The sequence below is a fragment of the Pelomonas sp. KK5 genome (assembly GCF_001984095.1).
In the GTDB taxonomy this organism is placed as follows: Bacteria; Pseudomonadota; Gammaproteobacteria; order Burkholderiales; family Burkholderiaceae_C; genus KK5.
Genome location: NZ_LYVQ01000140.1, coordinates 1 through 17,386 on the forward strand (window position 1 = coordinate 1; position 17,386 = coordinate 17,386).

The 17,386-nt window shown below is 70.9% G+C and carries 19 protein-coding genes; 11 read left to right on the plus strand and 8 right to left on the minus strand.

Translation table 11 applies throughout. The features are described from left to right. The 3 genes from B0W88_RS20390 to B0W88_RS20400 all read left to right on the plus strand — a co-directional run. Positions 1-1,502, plus strand: a 1,502-nt coding sequence (locus tag B0W88_RS20390; protein ID WP_233151787.1) for an acyl-CoA carboxylase subunit beta, incomplete at its 5' end; no start/stop codon positions are given. 95 nt (positions 1,503-1,597) lie between these two features. Then, positions 1,598-2,803 carry a GGDEF domain-containing protein gene (locus tag B0W88_RS20395; RefSeq protein ID WP_077036469.1) on the plus strand — a complete coding sequence of 402 codons (1,206 nt, stop codon included), beginning with the start codon at positions 1,598-1,600 and terminating at the stop codon, positions 2,801-2,803. Positions 2,804-2,933: 130 nt separating this feature from the next. Continuing rightward, positions 2,934-3,464 (plus strand): protein phosphatase CheZ, encoded by a 531-nt coding sequence (locus B0W88_RS20400; RefSeq protein ID WP_077036470.1) that lies wholly within the window; start codon positions 2,934-2,936, stop codon positions 3,462-3,464. Here the strand turns inward: B0W88_RS20400 and B0W88_RS20405 are convergent. Continuing rightward, positions 3,461-4,297, minus strand: a complete 837-nt coding sequence (locus tag B0W88_RS20405) for a zinc-dependent peptidase (RefSeq protein WP_233151788.1) — start codon at positions 4,295-4,297, stop codon at positions 3,461-3,463. The two genes, B0W88_RS20400 and B0W88_RS20405, sit on opposite strands and share 4 nt — an antisense overlap. A 58-nt stretch (positions 4,298-4,355) precedes the next feature. Here B0W88_RS20405 and B0W88_RS20410 point away from each other — a divergent pair, with 58 nt between their 5' ends. From B0W88_RS20410 to B0W88_RS20420, 3 genes are all read left to right on the plus strand, one after another. Then, complete coding sequence (locus B0W88_RS20410) at positions 4,356-5,549, plus strand: YbfB/YjiJ family MFS transporter (RefSeq protein ID WP_077036471.1); 1,194 nt, start codon at positions 4,356-4,358, stop codon at positions 5,547-5,549. 94 nt (positions 5,550-5,643) lie between these two features. After that, positions 5,644-6,618 carry a glucokinase gene (locus B0W88_RS20415; protein ID WP_077036472.1) on the plus strand — a complete coding sequence of 325 codons (975 nt, stop codon included), beginning with the start codon at positions 5,644-5,646 and terminating at the stop codon, positions 6,616-6,618. A gap of 22 nt (positions 6,619-6,640) precedes the next feature. Beyond that, positions 6,641-7,387, plus strand: a complete 747-nt coding sequence (locus B0W88_RS20420; protein WP_077036473.1) for an ABC transporter substrate-binding protein — start codon at positions 6,641-6,643, stop codon at positions 7,385-7,387. Here B0W88_RS20420 and B0W88_RS20425 read toward each other — a convergent pair. The 4 genes from B0W88_RS20425 to B0W88_RS20435 form a co-directional block, all read right to left on the minus strand. After that, a complete protein-coding gene (locus B0W88_RS20425) occupies positions 7,372-8,295 on the minus strand; it encodes an MBL fold metallo-hydrolase (RefSeq protein ID WP_077036474.1) in 924 nt (307 codons plus the stop codon). The genes B0W88_RS20420 and B0W88_RS20425 overlap by 16 nt on opposite strands. Before the next feature lie 112 nt (positions 8,296-8,407). Beyond that, complete coding sequence (locus B0W88_RS20430; protein WP_077036475.1) at positions 8,408-9,052, minus strand: glutathione S-transferase family protein; 645 nt, start codon at positions 9,050-9,052, stop codon at positions 8,408-8,410. A 55-nt stretch (positions 9,053-9,107) separates the two neighbouring features. Next, positions 9,108-9,248 carry a hypothetical protein gene (locus B0W88_RS33730; protein WP_158080894.1) on the minus strand — a complete coding sequence of 47 codons (141 nt, stop codon included), beginning with the start codon at positions 9,246-9,248 and terminating at the stop codon, positions 9,108-9,110. After that, a complete protein-coding gene (locus tag B0W88_RS20435) occupies positions 9,245-9,496 on the minus strand; it encodes a DUF3297 family protein (protein ID WP_077036476.1) in 252 nt (83 codons plus the stop codon). Before B0W88_RS20435 ends, B0W88_RS33730 begins: the two co-directional genes overlap by 4 nt. A gap of 147 nt (positions 9,497-9,643) precedes the next feature. Between B0W88_RS20435 and B0W88_RS20440 the strand changes: the two genes are divergently transcribed. Further along, positions 9,644-11,155 (plus strand): DUF4124 domain-containing protein, encoded by a 1,512-nt coding sequence (locus B0W88_RS20440; protein ID WP_158080895.1) that lies wholly within the window; start codon positions 9,644-9,646, stop codon positions 11,153-11,155. Here B0W88_RS20440 and B0W88_RS20445 read toward each other — a convergent pair. The 3 genes from B0W88_RS20445 to B0W88_RS20455 form a co-directional block, all read right to left on the minus strand. Continuing rightward, positions 11,137-12,378, minus strand: coding sequence for an MFS transporter (locus B0W88_RS20445; protein WP_077036478.1), 1,242 nt, complete (start codon positions 12,376-12,378; stop codon positions 11,137-11,139). The genes B0W88_RS20440 and B0W88_RS20445 overlap by 19 nt on opposite strands. A 22-nt stretch (positions 12,379-12,400) precedes the next feature. Further along, entirely contained in the window at positions 12,401-12,841 is a 441-nt protein-coding gene (locus B0W88_RS20450; RefSeq protein ID WP_077036479.1) for a MerR family DNA-binding transcriptional regulator, read from the minus strand. A gap of 87 nt (positions 12,842-12,928) precedes the next feature. Next, positions 12,929-13,231: an SCP2 sterol-binding domain-containing protein gene (locus B0W88_RS20455; RefSeq protein WP_077036480.1), complete on the minus strand. Its 303-nt coding sequence runs from the start codon at positions 13,229-13,231 to the stop codon at positions 12,929-12,931. Between the two features lie 88 nt (positions 13,232-13,319). Here B0W88_RS20455 and B0W88_RS20460 point away from each other — a divergent pair, with 88 nt between their 5' ends. The 4 genes from B0W88_RS20460 to B0W88_RS20475 form a co-directional block, all read left to right on the plus strand. Next, entirely contained in the window at positions 13,320-14,183 is an 864-nt protein-coding gene (locus tag B0W88_RS20460; protein WP_077036481.1) for an SDR family oxidoreductase, read from the plus strand. After that, positions 14,180-15,793, plus strand: coding sequence for an acyl-CoA carboxylase subunit beta (locus B0W88_RS20465; RefSeq protein ID WP_077036482.1), 1,614 nt, complete (start codon positions 14,180-14,182; stop codon positions 15,791-15,793). The genes B0W88_RS20460 and B0W88_RS20465 overlap by 4 nt, the downstream gene beginning before the upstream one ends. 19 nt (positions 15,794-15,812) lie before the next feature. Further along, complete coding sequence (locus B0W88_RS20470) at positions 15,813-16,967, plus strand: acyl-CoA dehydrogenase family protein (protein WP_077036483.1); 1,155 nt, start codon at positions 15,813-15,815, stop codon at positions 16,965-16,967. 5 nt (positions 16,968-16,972) lie between these two features. Next, the coding region (locus B0W88_RS20475; RefSeq protein WP_304442592.1) for a biotin carboxylase N-terminal domain-containing protein at positions 16,973-17,386 on the plus strand (414 nt) is incomplete at its 3' end.

Consider the following 17,386-nt stretch of genomic DNA (forward strand, 5'->3'; position numbering starts at 1 on the left):
CGGCAGCAGCACCGGCCGATGCGGAGCGAGCCGATTTGGCCGCCTGGCGCACTCGGCAAGACCTGACCCTCGACGCCGCCCGCCCCGAGGCCATCGCCCGCCGCCACGCGCTGGGCCTGCGCAGCGCCCGCGAGAACCTGGCCGATCTCTGCGACCCCGGCAGCTTCGTCGAATACGGCGCCCTGGCCTTCGCCGCCCAGACCCGCCGCCGCGACGCCGACGAGCTGCGCGCCCAGACCCCGGCCGACGGCATCGTCTGCGGCACCGCCCGCATCGCCGGCATCGAGGCGGCGATGCTGGCCTACGACGCCACCGTGCTGGCCGGCACGCAGGGGTTTCGCAGCCACCAGAAGACGGACCGCATGCTCGAACTGGCGCTGCGCCGGCGCCTGCCCGTCGTGCTGTTCGCCGAGGGCGGCGGTGGCCGGCCGGGCGATACGGACATGCCCATCGTCGCCGGCCTGCACGTGCCCACCTTCGCGGCCTTCGCGCGGCTGGCCGGCCAGGTGCCGCTGATCGGCATCGCGGCCGGCCGCTGCTTCGCCGGCAATGCCGCGCTGCTGGCCTGCTGCGACCTGATCGTGGCCGTGCGCGGCAGCAATATCGGCATGGGCGGGCCAGCGATGATCGAGGGCGGCGGCCTGGGCCTGTTCCCGCCCGAGGCGATCGGGCCGGCCGAGCAGCAGGCGGCGCAGGGCGGCGTGGACCTGCTGGTGGAGGACGAGGCCGCGGCCGTGCGCGCCGCGCGGCACTACCTGGCCCTGGTGAGCGGCGTGGTGCAAGCGGGCGCCGACCCCGATCCGCTGCCGCTGCGCCACCGCATCCCCGAGAACCGCCTGCGCACCTACGACGTGCGCCCGCTGCTGGCCGACATCGTCGACTCCGGCTCGCTGCTGGAACTGCGCGCCGGCGACGGCACGGCGGTCGTCACCGCGCTGGCCCGCCTCGCAGGCCGCCCGGTGGCGCTGCTGGCCAGCGATTGCGCCATCAACGGCGGCGCCATCGATGCGGCCACCGCCCTGAAGGTCGCCGCCTGGATGGAGCGCTGCCAGACCGCCGGCCTGCCGCTGTTGAGCCTGATCGACACGCCGGGCTTCATGGTCGGCCCCGAGGCCGAGTCGCGAGGTCAGGTGCGCGCCAGCGGGGCGCTGTTCCGCGCGGCGGCGCGCCTGAGCGTGCCGCTGGTGGCCGTCGTGCTGCGCCGTGCCTACGGCCTGGGCGCGATGGCGCTGGCCGGCGGCAGCCTGCATGCGCCGCTGGCCTGCCTGGCCTGGCCCAGCGGCGAGTTCGGCGCGATGGGGCTGGAAGGCGCGGTGCGCCTGGGTTATCGCAAGGAACTGGCGGCGGCGCCCGACGAGGCGGCGCGCGCGGCGCTGTTCCAGCAGCTGCTGGCGCGCCAGGTCGAGGCCGGCCGGGCCGTCCACATGGCCGAGACGCTGGAGATCGATGCGGTGATCGACCCGGCCGAGACACGCCAGGTGCTGGCCACGTTGCTGGCGTGACATATTCGCCGCCCCGGCCTGGTGCGCGTAACGGCGGGGTTCGACGGACTCCTAGAATCGCCGCTCATGCTGCCCTCACGCTTGCCTGGCGCTGAATGACACTCGACGTCCCGACCCTCTTCGTCGTCGTGACGACGGTCACGCTGCTGATGGCGTTCTGGATCAGCATGATGGCCTGGGGGCAGCCGCGTGGGGATGCGCTGTGGGCGCTGGCGCTCTCGCTGATCGCCTATGCGTCGAGCAATGTGCTGTTCGCGCTCCGCCAGCTGCTGCCGGAGCACCTGATGGTGCTGGCCGGGAACATGGCCTACGTCGGCTCGCTGTCGCTGATGCTGGTGGCGCTGCGGCGCTTCCGCAATGCGCCGGTGGGGCGCTGGCGGGCGAGCCTGCCGGTGCTGCTGGTGCCGGTGCTGATCAGCCCGCTGATCCCCGATCCGCGCATCAGCTCGGTCTCGGTCAACCTGCTGTGCGTCCTGCAGTGCGGGATGATGCTCTCGGCGCTGTACGACCGGCGCTATCCGATGCAGGGCCGCGGCCGGATCATCCTGTTCGCGGCCTACAGCGGCATGGCCGGCGTGCTGCTGTTGCGCGCCGGCGCCGTCTACACCGGCATGATCGGCGTGGGCACCTCGGCCGGCGGCGAGCGCTGGCTGGCGCTGGTCTTCCTGCTGGCGATGTGCGCGGTGCTGAGCATCGCGCTGGGCTTCGTCTACATGACGATGGAGCGCGCCGAGCGGCTGAACTACGAGATGGCGATGAAGGACATGCTGACCGGCCTGTCCAACCGCCGCGCGATCAGCGAGGAGCTGGCCCATGCGGTGGCCCGCGCGCAGCGCCAGGGCGCGCTGCTGAGCCTGCTGCTGATCGACATCGACCATTTCAAGCGGGTCAACGACGAATACGGCCACCCTGCCGGCGACGCGGTGCTGCAGTCGGTGGCGCACACGCTGGCCGAGCGGCTGCGCGCGCAGGACCAGATCGGCCGCTTCGGCGGCGAGGAGTTCATCGTCGTGCTGCCAGACACCGGGCTGGACGGCGCCCGCATCCTGGCCGAGGCGCTGCGCGAGGCGATCGAGGCGACGCCGGCCACCTGGGGCGCGCACGGCATCGCGGTGACCATCAGCGTGGGCGTGCGCGGCGGTCTGATCGTCGGTGGCGACACGCGGGAGAGCCTGGTCGCCGCGGCCGACGCGGCGCTGTACCGCGCCAAGCAGGGCGGGCGCAACCGTGTGGAGATGGCCGGCGCGCCGGTGGAGCCCGACGCCGCGGCCGAGCCCGTTACAAAGGCGGCGAGGGCGTGAAATAGCTGGCCTTTGCGCGCTTCGGTTATGCGCTGAACCTGCGAGTTAGCGGCCCATGCCGCCTATGATTTCCGGCATCGGAGTCCAGGCCGCCGATGGCCCCGGACGCCACGCCGGAGCACCACCCCCCATGACCACCACCCAGATCCTGCAGCAGCTCGTGCACGAGTTGCCCGACGCCTGCGAGCGCCTGGGCTACGTGCGCAAGATGACAGAGGAGGCCGCCACCACGGTGCTGGGCCTGGTCGAGCGTGCGCAGGACGAGTCCCAGCAGGTGGCCCGCCAGGGCACCGACCTGTCCGAGATGCTGAGCCGCCAGGCCACCTCGGCGGACCTGAGCCTGGAGCGCGCCCGTTCGATGCTGAAGCTGTGCGCCGCCTATGCCGCCACCGCCGCCCGCTTCGCCGAGCGCGAGCGCGGCCTGCACACCGAGCTGATGATGGCCCAGGGCTTCCAGGACCTGTCGGGCCAGGTGATCAACAAGGTCATCAAGATGCTCGAGCGCAGCGAGCAGCCGCTGGTGGAGATGCTGGCCGGCCTGCCGGCCGCGTCCGAGGCCGCTGCACCGGCCGAGGCCGCCGAGCTGCAGGGCGTGCAGACGCCCGACAAGGCCCTCAAGCAGGACGACGTGGACGACCTGCTCGCCTCGCTGGGGTTCTAGTTCCAGGCGAGCGGATCGACCCGGTAGTAGCGCTTGAGCTGCTCGTACAGCGCCGGGTGCTGCCAGGCCAACTCGGCCCCGCGCTCGAAGAACACCTCGCTGGCCACGGCGAAGAACTCCGCCGGATCGGTGGCGCCGTACGGGTCCAGCAGACCCGGCTCGCCGCTGGCGGCGCGGCGCTGCAGCGCGTCGTACTCGTGGCGCATCGCCAGTGACCACTCACGATAGGCGGCCCGGCTCGTCAGCAGCGGCGCGCCGTTGGCGAAGCCCTTGGCCTGGTCGAGCTGGTGGGCGAACTCGTGGATGACGACGTTGTGCCCGTCGTCCGGGTCGGCGGCGCCGGCGGCCACGTCGGCCCAGGACAGCAATACCTGACCCTGCACCCAGCTTTCGCCGGCCAGCGCGCGGCGCTGGTCCATCTGCACGCCGCCGGGGCCCGGCGCCGGCCGGTCGACGACGAAGGCGCCCGGATACAGCAGCACCTGCTTCAGCTCGGGATAGAAGCCGCGGGCGGTGCCCAGCAGCGGCAGGCAGGCCTGGGCGGCGATGGTGACGCGCATCTCGTCGGTCACCACCAGCCCGGCGCAGCCGATGATCGGCTTCTCGGCCAGGAAGACCTGGATCAGCGCCTTCAGCCGCAGCTGCAGGTCGGCCGGCAGCCGCGCGGCCATCGGCACGCGGCGGCGCAGGATGCGGCGCCAGGCCTGCGGGAAAGGCTGGCGGGCGATACGCGCCCGGCGGCGGCGCCGCAGCCAGGGTTGCCCGGCGAAGCCGAGCGCCAGCAGCAGCGAGAGCAGGGCGACGGCGAGCATGGCGGCGAGATCGGGGCGCATCGTCAGGAGTTGGGTGCGCGACAGCGGAAAACAAGCCCATCGCTTACCCTTGCCGGCCATGGACGAGCCCATCGTTAGCAAAGCCGCGGCAGTACCTCTGCAGGCCTGGCAGGTCATCGCCGGCGGCATCAGCGCGCTGATCCTGACGATCGGCCTCGCCCGCTTCGTCTACACACCGCTGCTGCCGCAGATGCACGCGCAGGCCGGCCTGTCCGATACCGCCGGCGGCTGGCTGGCCGCGATCAACTATGCCGGCTACATGAGCGGCGCGCTGCTGGCCGCCTGGCTGGACGAGCCGCGGCTGCGCCACCGGCTCTACAGCATCGGCCTGTGGCTGAGCCTGCTGATCACGATGCTGATGGGCATGAGCCAGAACCTCTGGGTCTGGGCCCTGTCGCGCTACCTCGGCGGCCTCTGCGGTGCGGCGGGCATGCTGCTGGGCTCGGGCCTGGTGCTGAACTGGCTGATGCGCCAGGGCCGCCGGCCGGAGCTGGGCGTGTATTTCATGGGCATCGCCGGCGGCATCGTGATCTCGGCGCTGGGTGCGATGGTGATGAGCCGCCTCGGGCTCGACTGGGCCCGCCAATGGCAGGGCTTCGCCTTCCTGGGCCTGCTGTTCCTGGTGCCGGCCTGGGCCTGGCGGCCGCCGGTGCCACCGGCGCTAACGGCCAGTTCAAGCGGCAGGCCGGACGCGGCATCGCCGAGCCGGCGCTGGATGCTGCTCATGTTCTGCGCCTACTTCTGCGCCGGCTGGGGCTTCGTCATCAACGGCACCTTCACCGTGGCCATCGTCGAGCGGCAGCCGTTGCTGGCCGGGCAGGGGCCCTGGGCCTGGCTGCTGGTGGGCCTGGCCTCGACGCCGGCAGTGTTCCTGTGGGACCGCGCAGCCCGGCGCATCGGCGACCTGCAGTCGCTGCTGGCGGCCTTCGGGCTGCAGGCGATCGGCGTGGTGCTGCCGGCGCTGTCGCCGGGGCTGGCCGCGGCGCTGGTCGGGGCGCTGATGTACGGCGCCACCTCGATCGGCATCGTCAGCCTGACGCTGGCGCTGGTCGGCCGCCGCTCGCCGGGCAACCCGGGCAAGGCGATGGCGCGGCTGACGCTGGGCTACGGCCTGGCGCAGATCACCGCGCCGGCGCTGGCCGGCTACATGGTGCATGCCAGCGGCAGCTACGACAGCTCGCTGTGGCTGACCGCGCTCGTGCTGGTGGCGGGCATGGGATTCCTCGCGGTGCTGCTGCGGCGCCCCGACTGAAGCCGCGGTCCATGCTTCGCTTGACGCTGCGATGTAACTTCGCCGCGATGCCTTGCGCCACAATCGCGCCAGCTTCACCCTTGCGCCCTCCACCATGAGCACCACTGCCCGCCTGCTGGCCGATGTCGGCGGCACCAATGCCCGCTTCGCCTGGCAGGCCGAGCGCGGCGCGCCGATCGGCGATGTCGTGATCCTGCCCTGCGCCGACTACGCCACCATCGCCGACGCGATCGCCGCCTACCTGCAGCGCGTCGGCCGCCCGGCGCCGCCGGCCTGCGCCATCGCGATCGCCAACCCGATCGTCGGCGACCAGGTCAAGATGACCAACCATCACTGGACCTTCTCGATCTCTGCGCTGAAGGCGCACTTCGGCTTCCAGCTGCTGCGCATGCTCAACGACTTCACCGCGCTGGCGCTGGCCCTGCCGGACCTGAAGGCCGAGGAGCTGCGCCAGGTGGGCGGCGGCCTCGCCCGGCCCGATGCGGCGATCGCGCTGATCGGCGCCGGCACGGGCCTGGGCGTGTCGGGCCTGCTGCCGGACGGCCGCGGCGGCTGGGTGCCGCTGGAAGGCGAGGGCGGCCACGTCACGCTGGCCGGCTGCACACCCAGGGAGCAGGCCGTGATCGACATCATCGGCAGCCACTACGGCCACATGTCGGCCGAGCGGGCCTGCCGCGGCCAGGGCCTGGTGGACATCCACGCGGCGCTGCAGAAGCTCGACCGTCCCGGCAGCGACGCGATGCCGCTCGACGCGGCGGCGATCACCGCCGCGGCGCTGGAGCGGCGCGACCCGCTGTGCGAGGAAACGGTGGACCTGTTCTGCGCCTTCCTCGGCACGGCCGCGGGCAACCTGGCGCTGACGCTGGGCGCCCACGGCGGCGTCTATATCGGCGGGGGCATCGTGCCACGGCTGGGCACCCGTTTCGACAGCTCGCCGTTCCGCGAGCGCTTCGAGAACAAGGGCCGCTTCAAGGACTACCTGTCCACCATGCCGGCCTTCGTGATCCTGGCCCGGCAGTCGCCTGCGCTGTTCGGCGCCGCCCGCGCGATCGAGGGTTTCGGGGCCTGAGCCCGAGGCACACAATCGGCGCGTGAGCGCCCTCGCCCTTGCCCGTCGTCTGCCCTGGCTCCTGTGCCTGCTGCTGGCCGGCATCGGCTGCTGCTGCCGGGCCGGCCCGATCCTGGAACTGGCCGCCCTCGAGAACCCGCCGATGACGGCGCTCGCCAGCGCCGTGCTGCAGCCGGCCTATGCGCGCCTGGGCATGGCCTTCCACGTGCAGCCGCTGCCGATGCGGCGCGGCCTGCAGCAGGCCGATGCCGGCGAGGTCGACGGCGACCTCTCCCGCACCGAGGTCTCGCTGGCCGACACCCACCACCTGATCCGGCTGAAGGTGCCGGTGGCGCAGGTACGCTTCATGGCCTACCGGCTGGGGCGCGACTGCCCGGCCCGGGTCTCCCTGCAGGAGCTGCAGAGTGGCCGCGTGGCCTACCAGCGCGGCATCCGGCCGATCGAGGGCCTGCTGCCGCCGGCCGCGCTGCTGGCCTCCAGCAACCAGTGGGACGCGCTGCGCGCCCTGCGCCGCGGGCTGACCGCCTATGCGGTGCTGGGCCAGCTGGAGGCCGACACGCTGCTGGCCCAGCATGGCATCGTGGACGTGTGCAAGGTGCCCGAGCCGGTGCTGGTGCAGCCGCTGTTCCATTCGCTGCACGAGCGCCATGCCGAACTGGCCGCCCGGCTGGAAGCGGTGCTGCAGGAGATGCAGCGCAAGGGCGAGATCGCCCGGCTGTGGGCCGAGCACCAGGCCCGCGCCGCAGGCAGCGCTCAGCGCATGCGCTGATAGTTCACCGGCACATAGGTCCAGCCCGCGCCGTTGGCGCGCAGCCGGCCCATGCCGGGGAACTGCAGGTGGGCGGCGGCGATGATGGTGCCGTCGGCCGCGGCGGTCTTGAACACCTTGTCGCGCTGCGCCGCGGCGGCGCTGCTGTCCGCGTCGAAGGTGATGGTCACGGCCGGGTCGTCCATCTGCACCGCCGCGACGTGGATCAGGTCGCCGAGGATGATCAGCTTCTGGCCGCCGCTCTCCACCACGTAGCTGGTGTGGCCGGCCGTGTGGCCGTGCGTCGCCCAGGCGCGCACGCCGGGCACGATCTCGCCGTCGGCCTCGATCGGCGCCAGCTTCTTCGCCGCCGCATAGGGCGCCAGCGTGGCCTTGGCGCTGTCGGCCTCGGCATCGGCCTTGCCGATGTGGACGGTGGCGTTCGGGAACACCGGCACGCCGTCCTTGGTGGTCAGGCCGCCGAGGTGGTCACCGTGGTTGTGGGTGATGCAGATCGCGTCGATCTGCTCGGGCTTGTAGCCGGCGGCGGCCAGGTTGGCCAGCAGCACGCCGGCCGAGGCGGCAGCCTTGCCGCCGGTGCCGGTGTCCACCAGCACCAGCTTGGAGCCGGTGTTGATCAGGAAGGCATTCACCGAGGTCTCGACCGGCACCTTCTGGAAATACTTCGCCAGCGCGGCCTCGGTCTTCTCGGGCGGCTGCTTCAGCAGCTTGTCCACCGGCAGGTCGAAGAAGCCGTCGTTCAGTGCGGTGATCTCGAAGCTGCCCAGCTGCAGGCGGTAGAAGCCCGGCGCCTGGGTCTTGGCCATCGGCGCGGCGGCCAGGGCCGCGGTGGGCGCCAGCGTGGCGGTGGTGGAGAAGACGGCCATGGCGACGGCCGCGGCGCAGAGGAGGATCTTGCTGTTCTTCATCGGTCGTTCCCTTCTGGTGTGGGTGGATCGCAGCGGCCGACTTTAGCCGCCGCTGCACAACCCTGCACACCGTCGAGGTAACGCGTTACCGCAACTGAAGGCGCAGCCTTGCTCAGTCTCGATCGGGCGCGCCGAGCGGGAAGTAGTGGCGGTACCTGCGCGCCTCGTCCACCGCGCGGGCGAAGGACGGCCGAGCCAGCAGGCGGCGGCGGTAGGCGTGGACGTTCTCGAACTGCGCGCCGATCCGATGGGTCCAGTCGGCGTAGAAGAGGAAAGGCGCGGCGCCGCAGTCGGCCAGCGTGAAGGCGCTGCCGCAGGCCCATTCGCGGCCGTCGGCCAGCCTGGCGTCCAGCCAGGCGTAGGAGGTCTCCAGCATCTTGCGGGCTTCCGCGACGCCATAGGCATCGCGGTCCGCCTCGGGCCGGATCGCGTCGAAGATGACCTTCTGCTGCGGCGTGGCCACGTAGTTGTCGAAGAAGCGGTCCAGCATGCGCACTTCGAGCGCGGCCTGCCGGTCGGCCGGGATCAGCTGCGGCGCCACCTGCTCGATGATGCAGGTGGCCTCCAGCACCGTGCGCTGGCCGTCCACGAGCAGCGGGAAACGCCGCATCGGCCACAGGGCCGCCAGTTCCTGCATCGGCGGGCCGTCGGGCGGGCCGTCGATGTTCAGGCCCTCGAAGGGAATGTCGAACTCGTAGAAGGCGACCAGTGCCTTCTGGCAGTAGGACGAGAACGGGTGGTAGTAGAGCTTCTTCATCGGCTTGTGCCTCCTTGTCGTCCACGACGAACGGCGTGCGCCGATATCGACAGGCTCAGCCGAAGATTCTTGCCAGGCCGTAGATCGAGAAGCCGGCGCTGACCAGCAGGAACACGTTCTTGACCCGGCTGTCGGCGGTCCAGGCGCCGATCGCGCTGCACAGCAGGATCGCGCCGAAGATGAAGGCGGTCTTCACTTGTAGAAGGCCTCCACCCGACCCTTCAGCTTGATCGTCAGCGCATTGCCCTTGCGGTCGAACTTCTTGGGCACCGGCACCTTGATCCAGCCTTCGCTGATGCAGTATTCCTCGACGTCGTTGCGCTCCTTGTCATTGAAGCGGATGCCGATGTCGTGCTCGAAGACGGCAGCGTCATGGAAGGGGCTGCGCGGGTCGACGGACAGGTGGTCGGGGATGGCGGGCTTGTTGGCGGTGGCGTCGGTCATGGATGGATCTGAGAGCGGGCAAGGATGCAGGCCGGCATTTTCCACCAGCTTGGCGCCGTGAAATGTGCCCACCGCACCACGCGCCGGCGCCAACACAATGGCAGCACTTCGACCCGCGACAGATATCGCGGGCGTCCAGGGAGGTTCATGAAACTGCGATTGCTTCTTCTCGCCATCCCCGCGCTCCTGGCGGCGGGGTCCTGCGCCCTTGCGCAGACGGCTGTCTATCGTTGCACCGATGCCGGCGGCAAGGTGGCCTACCAGGCACAGCCCTGCGCCGATGCCGGCTCGCGGGTCGACTTGCCGTCCAGCCCGGCGGCGCCGCGCGCCGAGCGCCCCGCGGTCAGGCAACGATCGGCCGGGGCGCAGGCCTGGTCGCTGCCCTTCGACGTGCCCGATGACCGCCGCGGCGCCGCACCCGCGCCCGCGCCCGCCGCCACGCCAGCGCCCCCGCCGGGCGTGGCTGTCCGGCCGCCACCGGGCGTCACTGTCGTTGCGCCGCGGGAACTGGCGCCTGCATCCACGCCGGCAGGTGCTGAGCGCTGGGGGCGAGATGCCGATGTGATCGTCGTCTCTGCCTACGAGTTCTCGGCCGGCGAGACCAAGGTTCACCTCAACCATCCGGCGCGTCCGGTGCTGCTGGTGCTCACGTCCTACCAGAACACCCGTTGGAAGGTGCTGCCCGCACCGGGAACGCGCTTGCGCGGCATCGTCGTGGCTTCCAATGAGAACAGCTCGACGGTGCTTGCGCCGCCGGAAGTGCCCGTTGCCAACGACCAGTTGCCTTACGCGATCGAGACCGGCAACCTGAACTTCCGCGAACTGCTCGGCAAGCTGCATGCGCGCTATGGCATCAGCGGGGTGACAGGCTTCCGCGGGGGTTATCGATTGCCGGAACTGGTGCCGGTGAGCGATCCCTTCGTGCCGGATGCGAACCTGTCGCTGGAAGGCATACGCCCCGAGGTGGCCCGCGTGAAGATGGCCTTCGACCTGATCAGCACCGACGGCCGGCGCCTGCCCTGGACTAACAGCGGTCCGAAGGACGGCAAGCGCTACACCGGCATCGTGCGCGGCACCGGCATGCTGGCCGGCGCGGCGGTCGTGCGCGAGGATGGCGGTGAAGCCTATGCCCTGGAGGGCAACGGCAGCACCCTCAAGTGGTTTCCGCGCGGCTTGGGTGGCCCGTCCGAAAAGGTGCCGATGGACAAGGATCTGCCCGAGCTGTCCTGGGGCTCGGGCATGGCCTGGGATGCGCGCAGCGGCGTGCTGGCGCTCGTCTCCTTTGGCGGCGAGGGGTATTTCTATCGCTATGACACGCGCAAGCACCAATGGCTGGGTGCCCGCTCATTGCAGAATCGCGACCTCTTCGGCCTCGCGCTGAATGCGGCAACCGGCGGCTATGTCTCGGTGTCCGAGCGTGCTGAACTGGTGCTGTTCAATGCGCGCGGCGAACTCGAGGAAGTGCATCCGCTGATGGACCTGCTGCCCGACCTTGGCAGCACCTACGACCGCGGCAATGGCCGCCTTGCGGGGCTCACCGTGGCGGCCCAGGGCGACGTGGTCGCCCTCGTGAATGTGCGCAACGCGACCGTCACGCACATCTGGACCTATGAGCTTGGCCGCCGCAAGGCGCAGCTGACCTACAAGGTCGTGGACTGAGTGGCCGTCGCCCCGCGATAGGCCCAGAAGCGCGGCAGCAGCGCGCCGGTGGTGAGCACGCCTGCCAGGCAGATGGCGCCGCCGAGCCATATCGCCGCCGGCACGCCCCAGGCGTCGGCCATGAAGCCGGCGCGGGTGTTGCCGATCAGCGGGCCGGTCAGGTAGCTGATCATCTCGATGCCGGCCAGGCGCCCGCGCAGCGCGTTGGGGATCGTCTGGTTCCAGATCGTGCCGCGGAACACGCCGCTGACCATGTCGGCCGCACCGGCCACGGCCAGGCAGGCGAGGCCCGCCATCAGCGACGGCGCGAAGCCCAGCGCGATGACGCCCAGCGCCCAGATCGCCGCCGCGATGACCACCGCCCGTCCGTGGCGCAGCACCCTGCCGGTCCAGCCGCTGAATATCCCGATGATCAGCGCGCCCACCGCCATCGCCGACAGCAGCCAGCCGACCGCCTCGGTGCGCCCGTCCGCCGCGGCCATCGCCGGGAACAGCGCTACCGGGAAGGCGAAGGCCATCGCCGCGATGTCGACGATGTAGGTGCCCATCAGCTCCGGACGCGAGCCGGCGAAGCGCAGGCCCTCGCGCAGGTCGGCCAGCAGATGCGGGCGCTCGTGGGGCGCATCGGCCGTGCCGATGGCCGAGCGCGGGATGCGCGCCAGGAAGAACAGAGCCGCCAGGAAGGTGCCCAGGTCGAACAGATAGGCGCCCACCGCGCCCCAGCGCGCCAGCAGCAGGCCGGCCAGCGCCGGCCCGGCCACCATGCCCACGGTGCCGCGCACCGAGGACAGCGCGGCGACGGCCGCGAACTCCTCGGGCCGCGCGAGCTTCTGCGTCAGCGCCTCCAGCGCTGGGCGATGGAAGCCGCTGGCGCCCTGCAGCACGGCCACCAGCGCATAGATGGCGAGCACGCTCGGCGCGCCGCTCGCCGCATTGGCCAGCAGCCCAGCGAGACACAGCGCCATCAACGCCTCGGAACCGATCAGCAGCCGCTTGCGGTCCACCCGGTCGGCCACCGCGCCGCCCAGCAAGCCGCAGGCCAGCACCGGCAGCAACTGCACCAGGCCGAGCAGCCCGACCTTGGCATTGGAATGGGTCAGTTCGTAGAGCTGCCAGGGCACGGCCACATAGCTGACCATGGTGCCGAGGCCGGAGATGAACTGGCTGAGGAAGAGGTGGCGGAAGGCGAGGTTTCGGCGCAGCGGGCCGATGTCGAGCAGCATGATGGCCGCGAGTATCGCGGCATCAGCGCGATGCCCTGTCGAGCAGCTGCGCCCGCATCGTCTCGTTGATCAGCCGCAGCTCGGCCAGCGTGGCGTCGATGTGGGCGCGCTTCATCTCCAACTCGGCGATGGCCGCGTCGGTGCGTTCCAGCGTCCACTGCATCTGCTTGGTGCGGCCTTCGCCGTGGGCGCCGTAGAGGTCGAGGAAGTGCTTGATCTCGTCCAGCGTGGAGCCGATCGCCTTGGCGCGCAGGATGATGCGCAGCCGCGCATGCTCGCGCTGCGTGTAGACGCGGGCGCCGTTGACGCGGCGCGGCTGCAGCAGGCCCTTGTCCTCGTAGAAGCGGATCGCGCGGGGCGAGATCTCGAACTCGCGGCACAGCTCGGTGATGCCGTAGAGCCGCTCCTGCGGCGCGCTGCGGCTGCTGGCCAGCAGTTCGCGGGCGGCGGCTTTCGCGTTCAATGGAGCCCCTCGGCTTGCGGGTACGCAAGCCGATCCCCCGAGGGGATGTGAGCTTGCTTGGGGCGGCCCGGCGCTGCGCTCACGGCCTCATCCGGTGAAGCGCGAGAGCTTCATCGCCACGCCCATGTCGCCGTCGATCCTGATCTTGCCGGTCATGAAGCCGTTCATCGGATTGAGCGTGCCGGCCAGCAGCGCGGCGAGGTTGTCGCGGCTGATCTTGACCGTGCAGTCGGCAGGGCGGTCGACGTTGTCCACGGCGTTGGGCGTGGCGTTCCCGTCGAGGTAGACGATGCCCTCGTCCCCGCAGTCGAACTTCAGCGTGGCGTCGAGGCTGCTGGAACTGGCGGCGGCCTTGGCGGCCAGGGCGGCGGTGATTGCTTGCATGTCCATGGCCGGCAGCTTAGGCCAGCGCCGCGGGCTCGCCATGCACGTAATCACCGATATGAAAGCAGGGTGACGTTAACGGAAGCTAGATGACATGCAATACCGCTCCGTCTTCCGTCCCGATCTCTTCGCCGGCAAGACCGTCTGGGTCACCGGCGGCGGCTCCGGCATCGGCCGCTGCGTGGCGCACGAGCTCGCCGCGCTGGGCGCCACCGTGCTGATCTCGGGCCGCAAGGCCGAGAAGCTGGAGCGAGTGGCGGCCGAGATCGCCGAGGACGGCGGCCGCTGCCGGTGGCGCGCCTTCGACATCCGCGACGAGGACGCGGTGAAGGCCAACGTGGCCGCCGCCGTCGCCGAGCTGGGCCCGATCGCCGGCCTGGTCAACAACGCGGGCGGCCAGTTCCCGAGCCCGCTGCTGGCGATCGGCAAGAAGGGCTTCGACGCGGTCGTGGCGAACAACCTGACCGGCGGCTTCCTGATGATGCGCGAGCTCTTCCTGCAGTCGATGCAGGAGCACGGCGGCGCCATCGTCAACATGACCGCCGACTTCCGCAACGGCATGCCCGGCATGGCGCACAGCGGCGCGGCCCGCGCCGGCATGAGCAACCTGACGATGAGCGCGGCGGTCGAATGGGCGCATGCCGGGGTGCGGGTGAACGCCGTGGCGCCCGGCTGGGTGGCCTCCAGTGGCATGGATCGCTACGGCGAGGAGATGAAGCCGCTGATCCGCCAGTTGAAGGCCCATGTGCCGCTGCAGCGCCTGGCGGTGGAGGCGGAGATCAGCGCGGCCATCGTCTTCCTGCTGTCGCCGGCGGCGGCCTTCGTCACCGGCATCACCTTGCAGATCGATGGCGGCGCTTCGCTGGGCAGCGCGGTGTTTCCGACGATCGAGCATCAGGCCTCGCAGCCCTTCGATGGATTCCACCGCGCGGTGACGCCCGAGGTGCTGAAGCCATGACGGTGCTGGGCAGCCTGCTGAATCCGGCATCTTCGGCCTTCCAGGCCAACGCGAAGCGCATGGCCGAGCGGCTGGCCGAGGTGCGTGCGCTGGAGGCCAAGGTGGTCGCCGAATCCGGGAGCCGTCGCGAGCGCTTCGAGGCCCGCGGCCAGCTGCTGCCGCGCGAGCGCGTGGCGCGGCTGCTGGACCGCACGAGCGGCTTCATCGAACTGTCCTCGCTGGCCGGCCTCGGCATGCACGACGACGACGGCAGCAAGTCGGTGATGGGCGGCGGCGCCATCGTCGGCATCGGCACGGTGGCCGGCCGGCGGGTGATGATCTCCGCCAGCGACAGCGGCATCAAGGGCGGCACCGTGCCGCCGATGGGCTTGAAGAAGGCGCTGCGCATGCAGCAGATCGCGCTGGAGAACCGGCTGCCCATCGTCTATCTGGTCGAGAGCGGCGGCGCCAACCTGCTGTACCAGGCCGAGATGTTCGTGGACGGCGGCCGCAGCTTCGCCAACCAGGCGCGGCTGTCGGCGGCCGGGATTCCGCAGATCGCCGTCGTGCATGGCTCGTCCACCGCCGGCGGCGCCTACCTGCCGGGCCTGTCCGACTACGTGGTGCTGGTGCGCGACCGCTCCAGCATCTACCTCGCCGGCCCGCCGCTGGTGAAGGCCGCCATCGGCGAGGACGCCAGCGACGAGGAGCTGGGCGGCGCCGCGCTGCACGCCGGCACCACGGGCCTCGGCGAATACCTGGCCGAGGACGATGCCCATGCGATTGCGCTGGCTCGCGAGCTGCTGGACAAGCTGCGTCGCGAACCTGCTGCTGAAGTAACGCGTCAGGTCGACGCACCGCTGTTTGCCGAAGAAGAGCTGCTGGGCATCGTCCCCGCCGACGAGCGCGAGCCCTACGACGTGCACGAGGTGATCGCCCGCCTGGTCGACGGCTCCGACTTCCTCGCCTTCAAGCCGGGCTACGGGGCCGATACCGTCTGCGGCCATGCCCGCATCGAGGGCCAGCCGGTCGGTATCCTCGGCAACAACGGCCCGATCCAGCCCCAGGGCTCCACCAAGGCCGCGCAGTTCATCCAGCTCTGCGACCAGGCCGGCATCCCGCTGCTGTTCCTGCAGAACACCAGCGGCTACATGGTGGGCCGCGAGGCGGAGGCCGCCGGCGCGATCAAGCACGGCGCCAAGATGATCCAGGCGGTGGCCAACGCGCGCGTGCCGAAGTTCACCGTCGTGCTGGGCGGCTCGTTCGGCGCCGGCAACTACGGCATGTGCGGCCGCGGCTTCGATCCGCGCTTCATCTTCGCCTGGCCCAGCGCGCGCACCGCGGTGATGGGCGGGGCGCAGGCCGCGCAGGTGATGGACATCGTCAACCGCGCCAAGCTGGAGCGTGCCGGCACGCCGGTCGACGACGCCGCGCTCAAGGCCATGAGCGAGCAACTGCGCCGGCGCATCGAGCGCGAGTCCGACGTGCTCTACGGCACGGCACGGCTGTGGGACGACGGGATCATCGACCCGCGCGACACGCGCCGCATCGTCGGCCAGTGCCTGGCGATGGCGCGCGAGGCGGAACAGGCGGTGCTGCGGCCGAACACCTTCGGCGTGGCGCGATTCTGAGAACGAGGAGACGAGAAGCATGAACTTCACCCCCGAGCATCGCGCGCTGGCCGACACCGTCGCCCGCTTCGTCAGCAAGGAGCTGGACCCCTTCGTGCCCGAGTGGGAGAAGGCCGAGCAGTTCCCCGCCCACGAGGTCTTCGGCAAGCTCGGCGCCCTGGGCCTGCTGGGCCTGAAGTATCCGGAGGAATACGGCGGCAGCGGGCTGGACTTCAGCTACTCGATGGTGATGGCCGAGGCCCTGGGCGCCTGCTTCTGCGCCGGCGTGCCGATGGCCATCGGCGTGCAGACGGACATGTGCACACCGGCGCTGGCCCGCTTCGGCAGCGACGAGCTGCGCCGCGAGTTCCTGTCACCCAGCATCGCGGGCGAGTACGTCGGCTGCGTCGGCGTCTCCGAGCCCGGTGGCGGCTCCGACGTGGCGGCGCTGAAGACCACGGCCCGCAAGGACGGCGGCGACTGGGTGATCAACGGCTCCAAGATGTGGATCACCAACGGCATGCAGGCCGACTGGTGCTGCCTGCTGGCCAACACCGGCGAGGGGCCGGTGCACCGCAACAAGAGCCTGATCATGGTGCCGCTGGATGCGCCGGGTGTCAGCCGCCAGAAGATCCACAAGATCGGCATGGACGCCTCCGACACCGCCCAGCTCTTCTTCGACAACGTGCGTGTGCCGCAGCGCCACCTGATCGGCCAGGAGGGCATGGGCTTCGCGTACCAGATGATGCAGTTCCAGGAGGAGCGGCTCTGGTGCGCGGCGTCGACGCTGAAGAACATGGACCGGCTGATCGACCTCACCATCGACTACACCGGCCAGCGCCACGCCTTCGGCAAGCCGCTGCTGGACAACCAGGTGATCCACTTCCGCCTGGCCGAGCTGCGCACCGAGGTCGAGGCGCTGCGCTCGCTGACCTGGCGCGCGGTGGACGAGTACGTGGCCGGTGGCGACGTGCTGAAGCTCGCCTCGATGGCCAAGCTGAAGGCCGGGCGGCTGAGCCGCGAGGTGGCCGACAGCTGCCTGCAGTACTGGGGCGGCATGGGCTTCACGCGCGACAACCCGATCAGCCAGGCCTATCGCGACGGCCGGCTGGTCTCGATCGGCGGCGGCGCGGACGAGGTGATGCTGGGCATCATCTGCAAGCTCGAGGGGACCCTGCCGAAGGGGGCGCATTGAGCGTGATGTTCTCGACCGTCCTGATCGCGAACCGGGGCGAGATCGCCTGCCGGGTCATCCGCACCGCGCGGCGGCTCGGTTACCGGACGGTCGCGGTCTACAGCGATGCGGACGCGCAGGCTCTCCATGTGCGCGAGGCCGACATGGCGCTGCGCATCGGGCCCGCGCCGGCGGCGGATTCGTATCTGAACATCGCGGCGATCCTCGCCGCGGCCCGGGCGAGCGGCGCCGATGCCATCCATCCGGGCTACGGCTTCCTGTCCGAGCGGGCCGACTTCGCGCAGGCCTGCCTCGACGCCGGCCTCGTGTTCATCGGCCCGCCGCCGTCGGCCATCGCGGCGATGGGCGACAAGGCCCGCGCCAAGCAGCTGATGGCCCAGGCCGGCGTGCCCTGCTTGCCGGGCAGCGAGGACGAGCGG

Bases quoted from the DNA above. Each gene is read 5' to 3' on its own strand.
- B0W88_RS20400 (WP_077036470.1), top strand. From the start codon at position 2,934: ATGACCACCACCCAGATCCTGCAGCAGCTCGTGCACGAGTTGCCCGAC.
- B0W88_RS20470 (WP_077036483.1), top strand. From the start codon at position 15,813: ATGAACTTCACCCCCGAGCATCGCGCGCTGGCCGACACCGTCGCCCGC.
- B0W88_RS20465 (WP_077036482.1), top strand. From the start codon at position 14,180: ATGACGGTGCTGGGCAGCCTGCTGAATCCGGCATCTTCGGCCTTCCAG.
- B0W88_RS20405 (WP_233151788.1), bottom strand. From the start codon at position 4,297: ATGCGCCCCGATCTCGCCGCCATGCTCGCCGTCGCCCTGCTCTCGCTG.
- B0W88_RS20455 (WP_077036480.1), bottom strand. From the start codon at position 13,231: ATGGACATGCAAGCAATCACCGCCGCCCTGGCCGCCAAGGCCGCCGCC.
- B0W88_RS20440 (WP_158080895.1), top strand. From the start codon at position 9,644: ATGAAACTGCGATTGCTTCTTCTCGCCATCCCCGCGCTCCTGGCGGCG.
- B0W88_RS20415 (WP_077036472.1), top strand. From the start codon at position 5,644: ATGAGCACCACTGCCCGCCTGCTGGCCGATGTCGGCGGCACCAATGCC.
- B0W88_RS20410 (WP_077036471.1), top strand. From the start codon at position 4,356: ATGGACGAGCCCATCGTTAGCAAAGCCGCGGCAGTACCTCTGCAGGCC.
- B0W88_RS20435 (WP_077036476.1), bottom strand. From the start codon at position 9,496: ATGACCGACGCCACCGCCAACAAGCCCGCCATCCCCGACCACCTGTCC.
- B0W88_RS20445 (WP_077036478.1), bottom strand. From the start codon at position 12,378: ATGCTGCTCGACATCGGCCCGCTGCGCCGAAACCTCGCCTTCCGCCAC.
- B0W88_RS20395 (WP_077036469.1), top strand. From the start codon at position 1,598: ATGACACTCGACGTCCCGACCCTCTTCGTCGTCGTGACGACGGTCACG.
- B0W88_RS20460 (WP_077036481.1), top strand. From the start codon at position 13,320: ATGCAATACCGCTCCGTCTTCCGTCCCGATCTCTTCGCCGGCAAGACC.
- B0W88_RS20430 (WP_077036475.1), bottom strand. From the start codon at position 9,052: ATGAAGAAGCTCTACTACCACCCGTTCTCGTCCTACTGCCAGAAGGCA.
- B0W88_RS20425 (WP_077036474.1), bottom strand. From the start codon at position 8,295: ATGAAGAACAGCAAGATCCTCCTCTGCGCCGCGGCCGTCGCCATGGCC.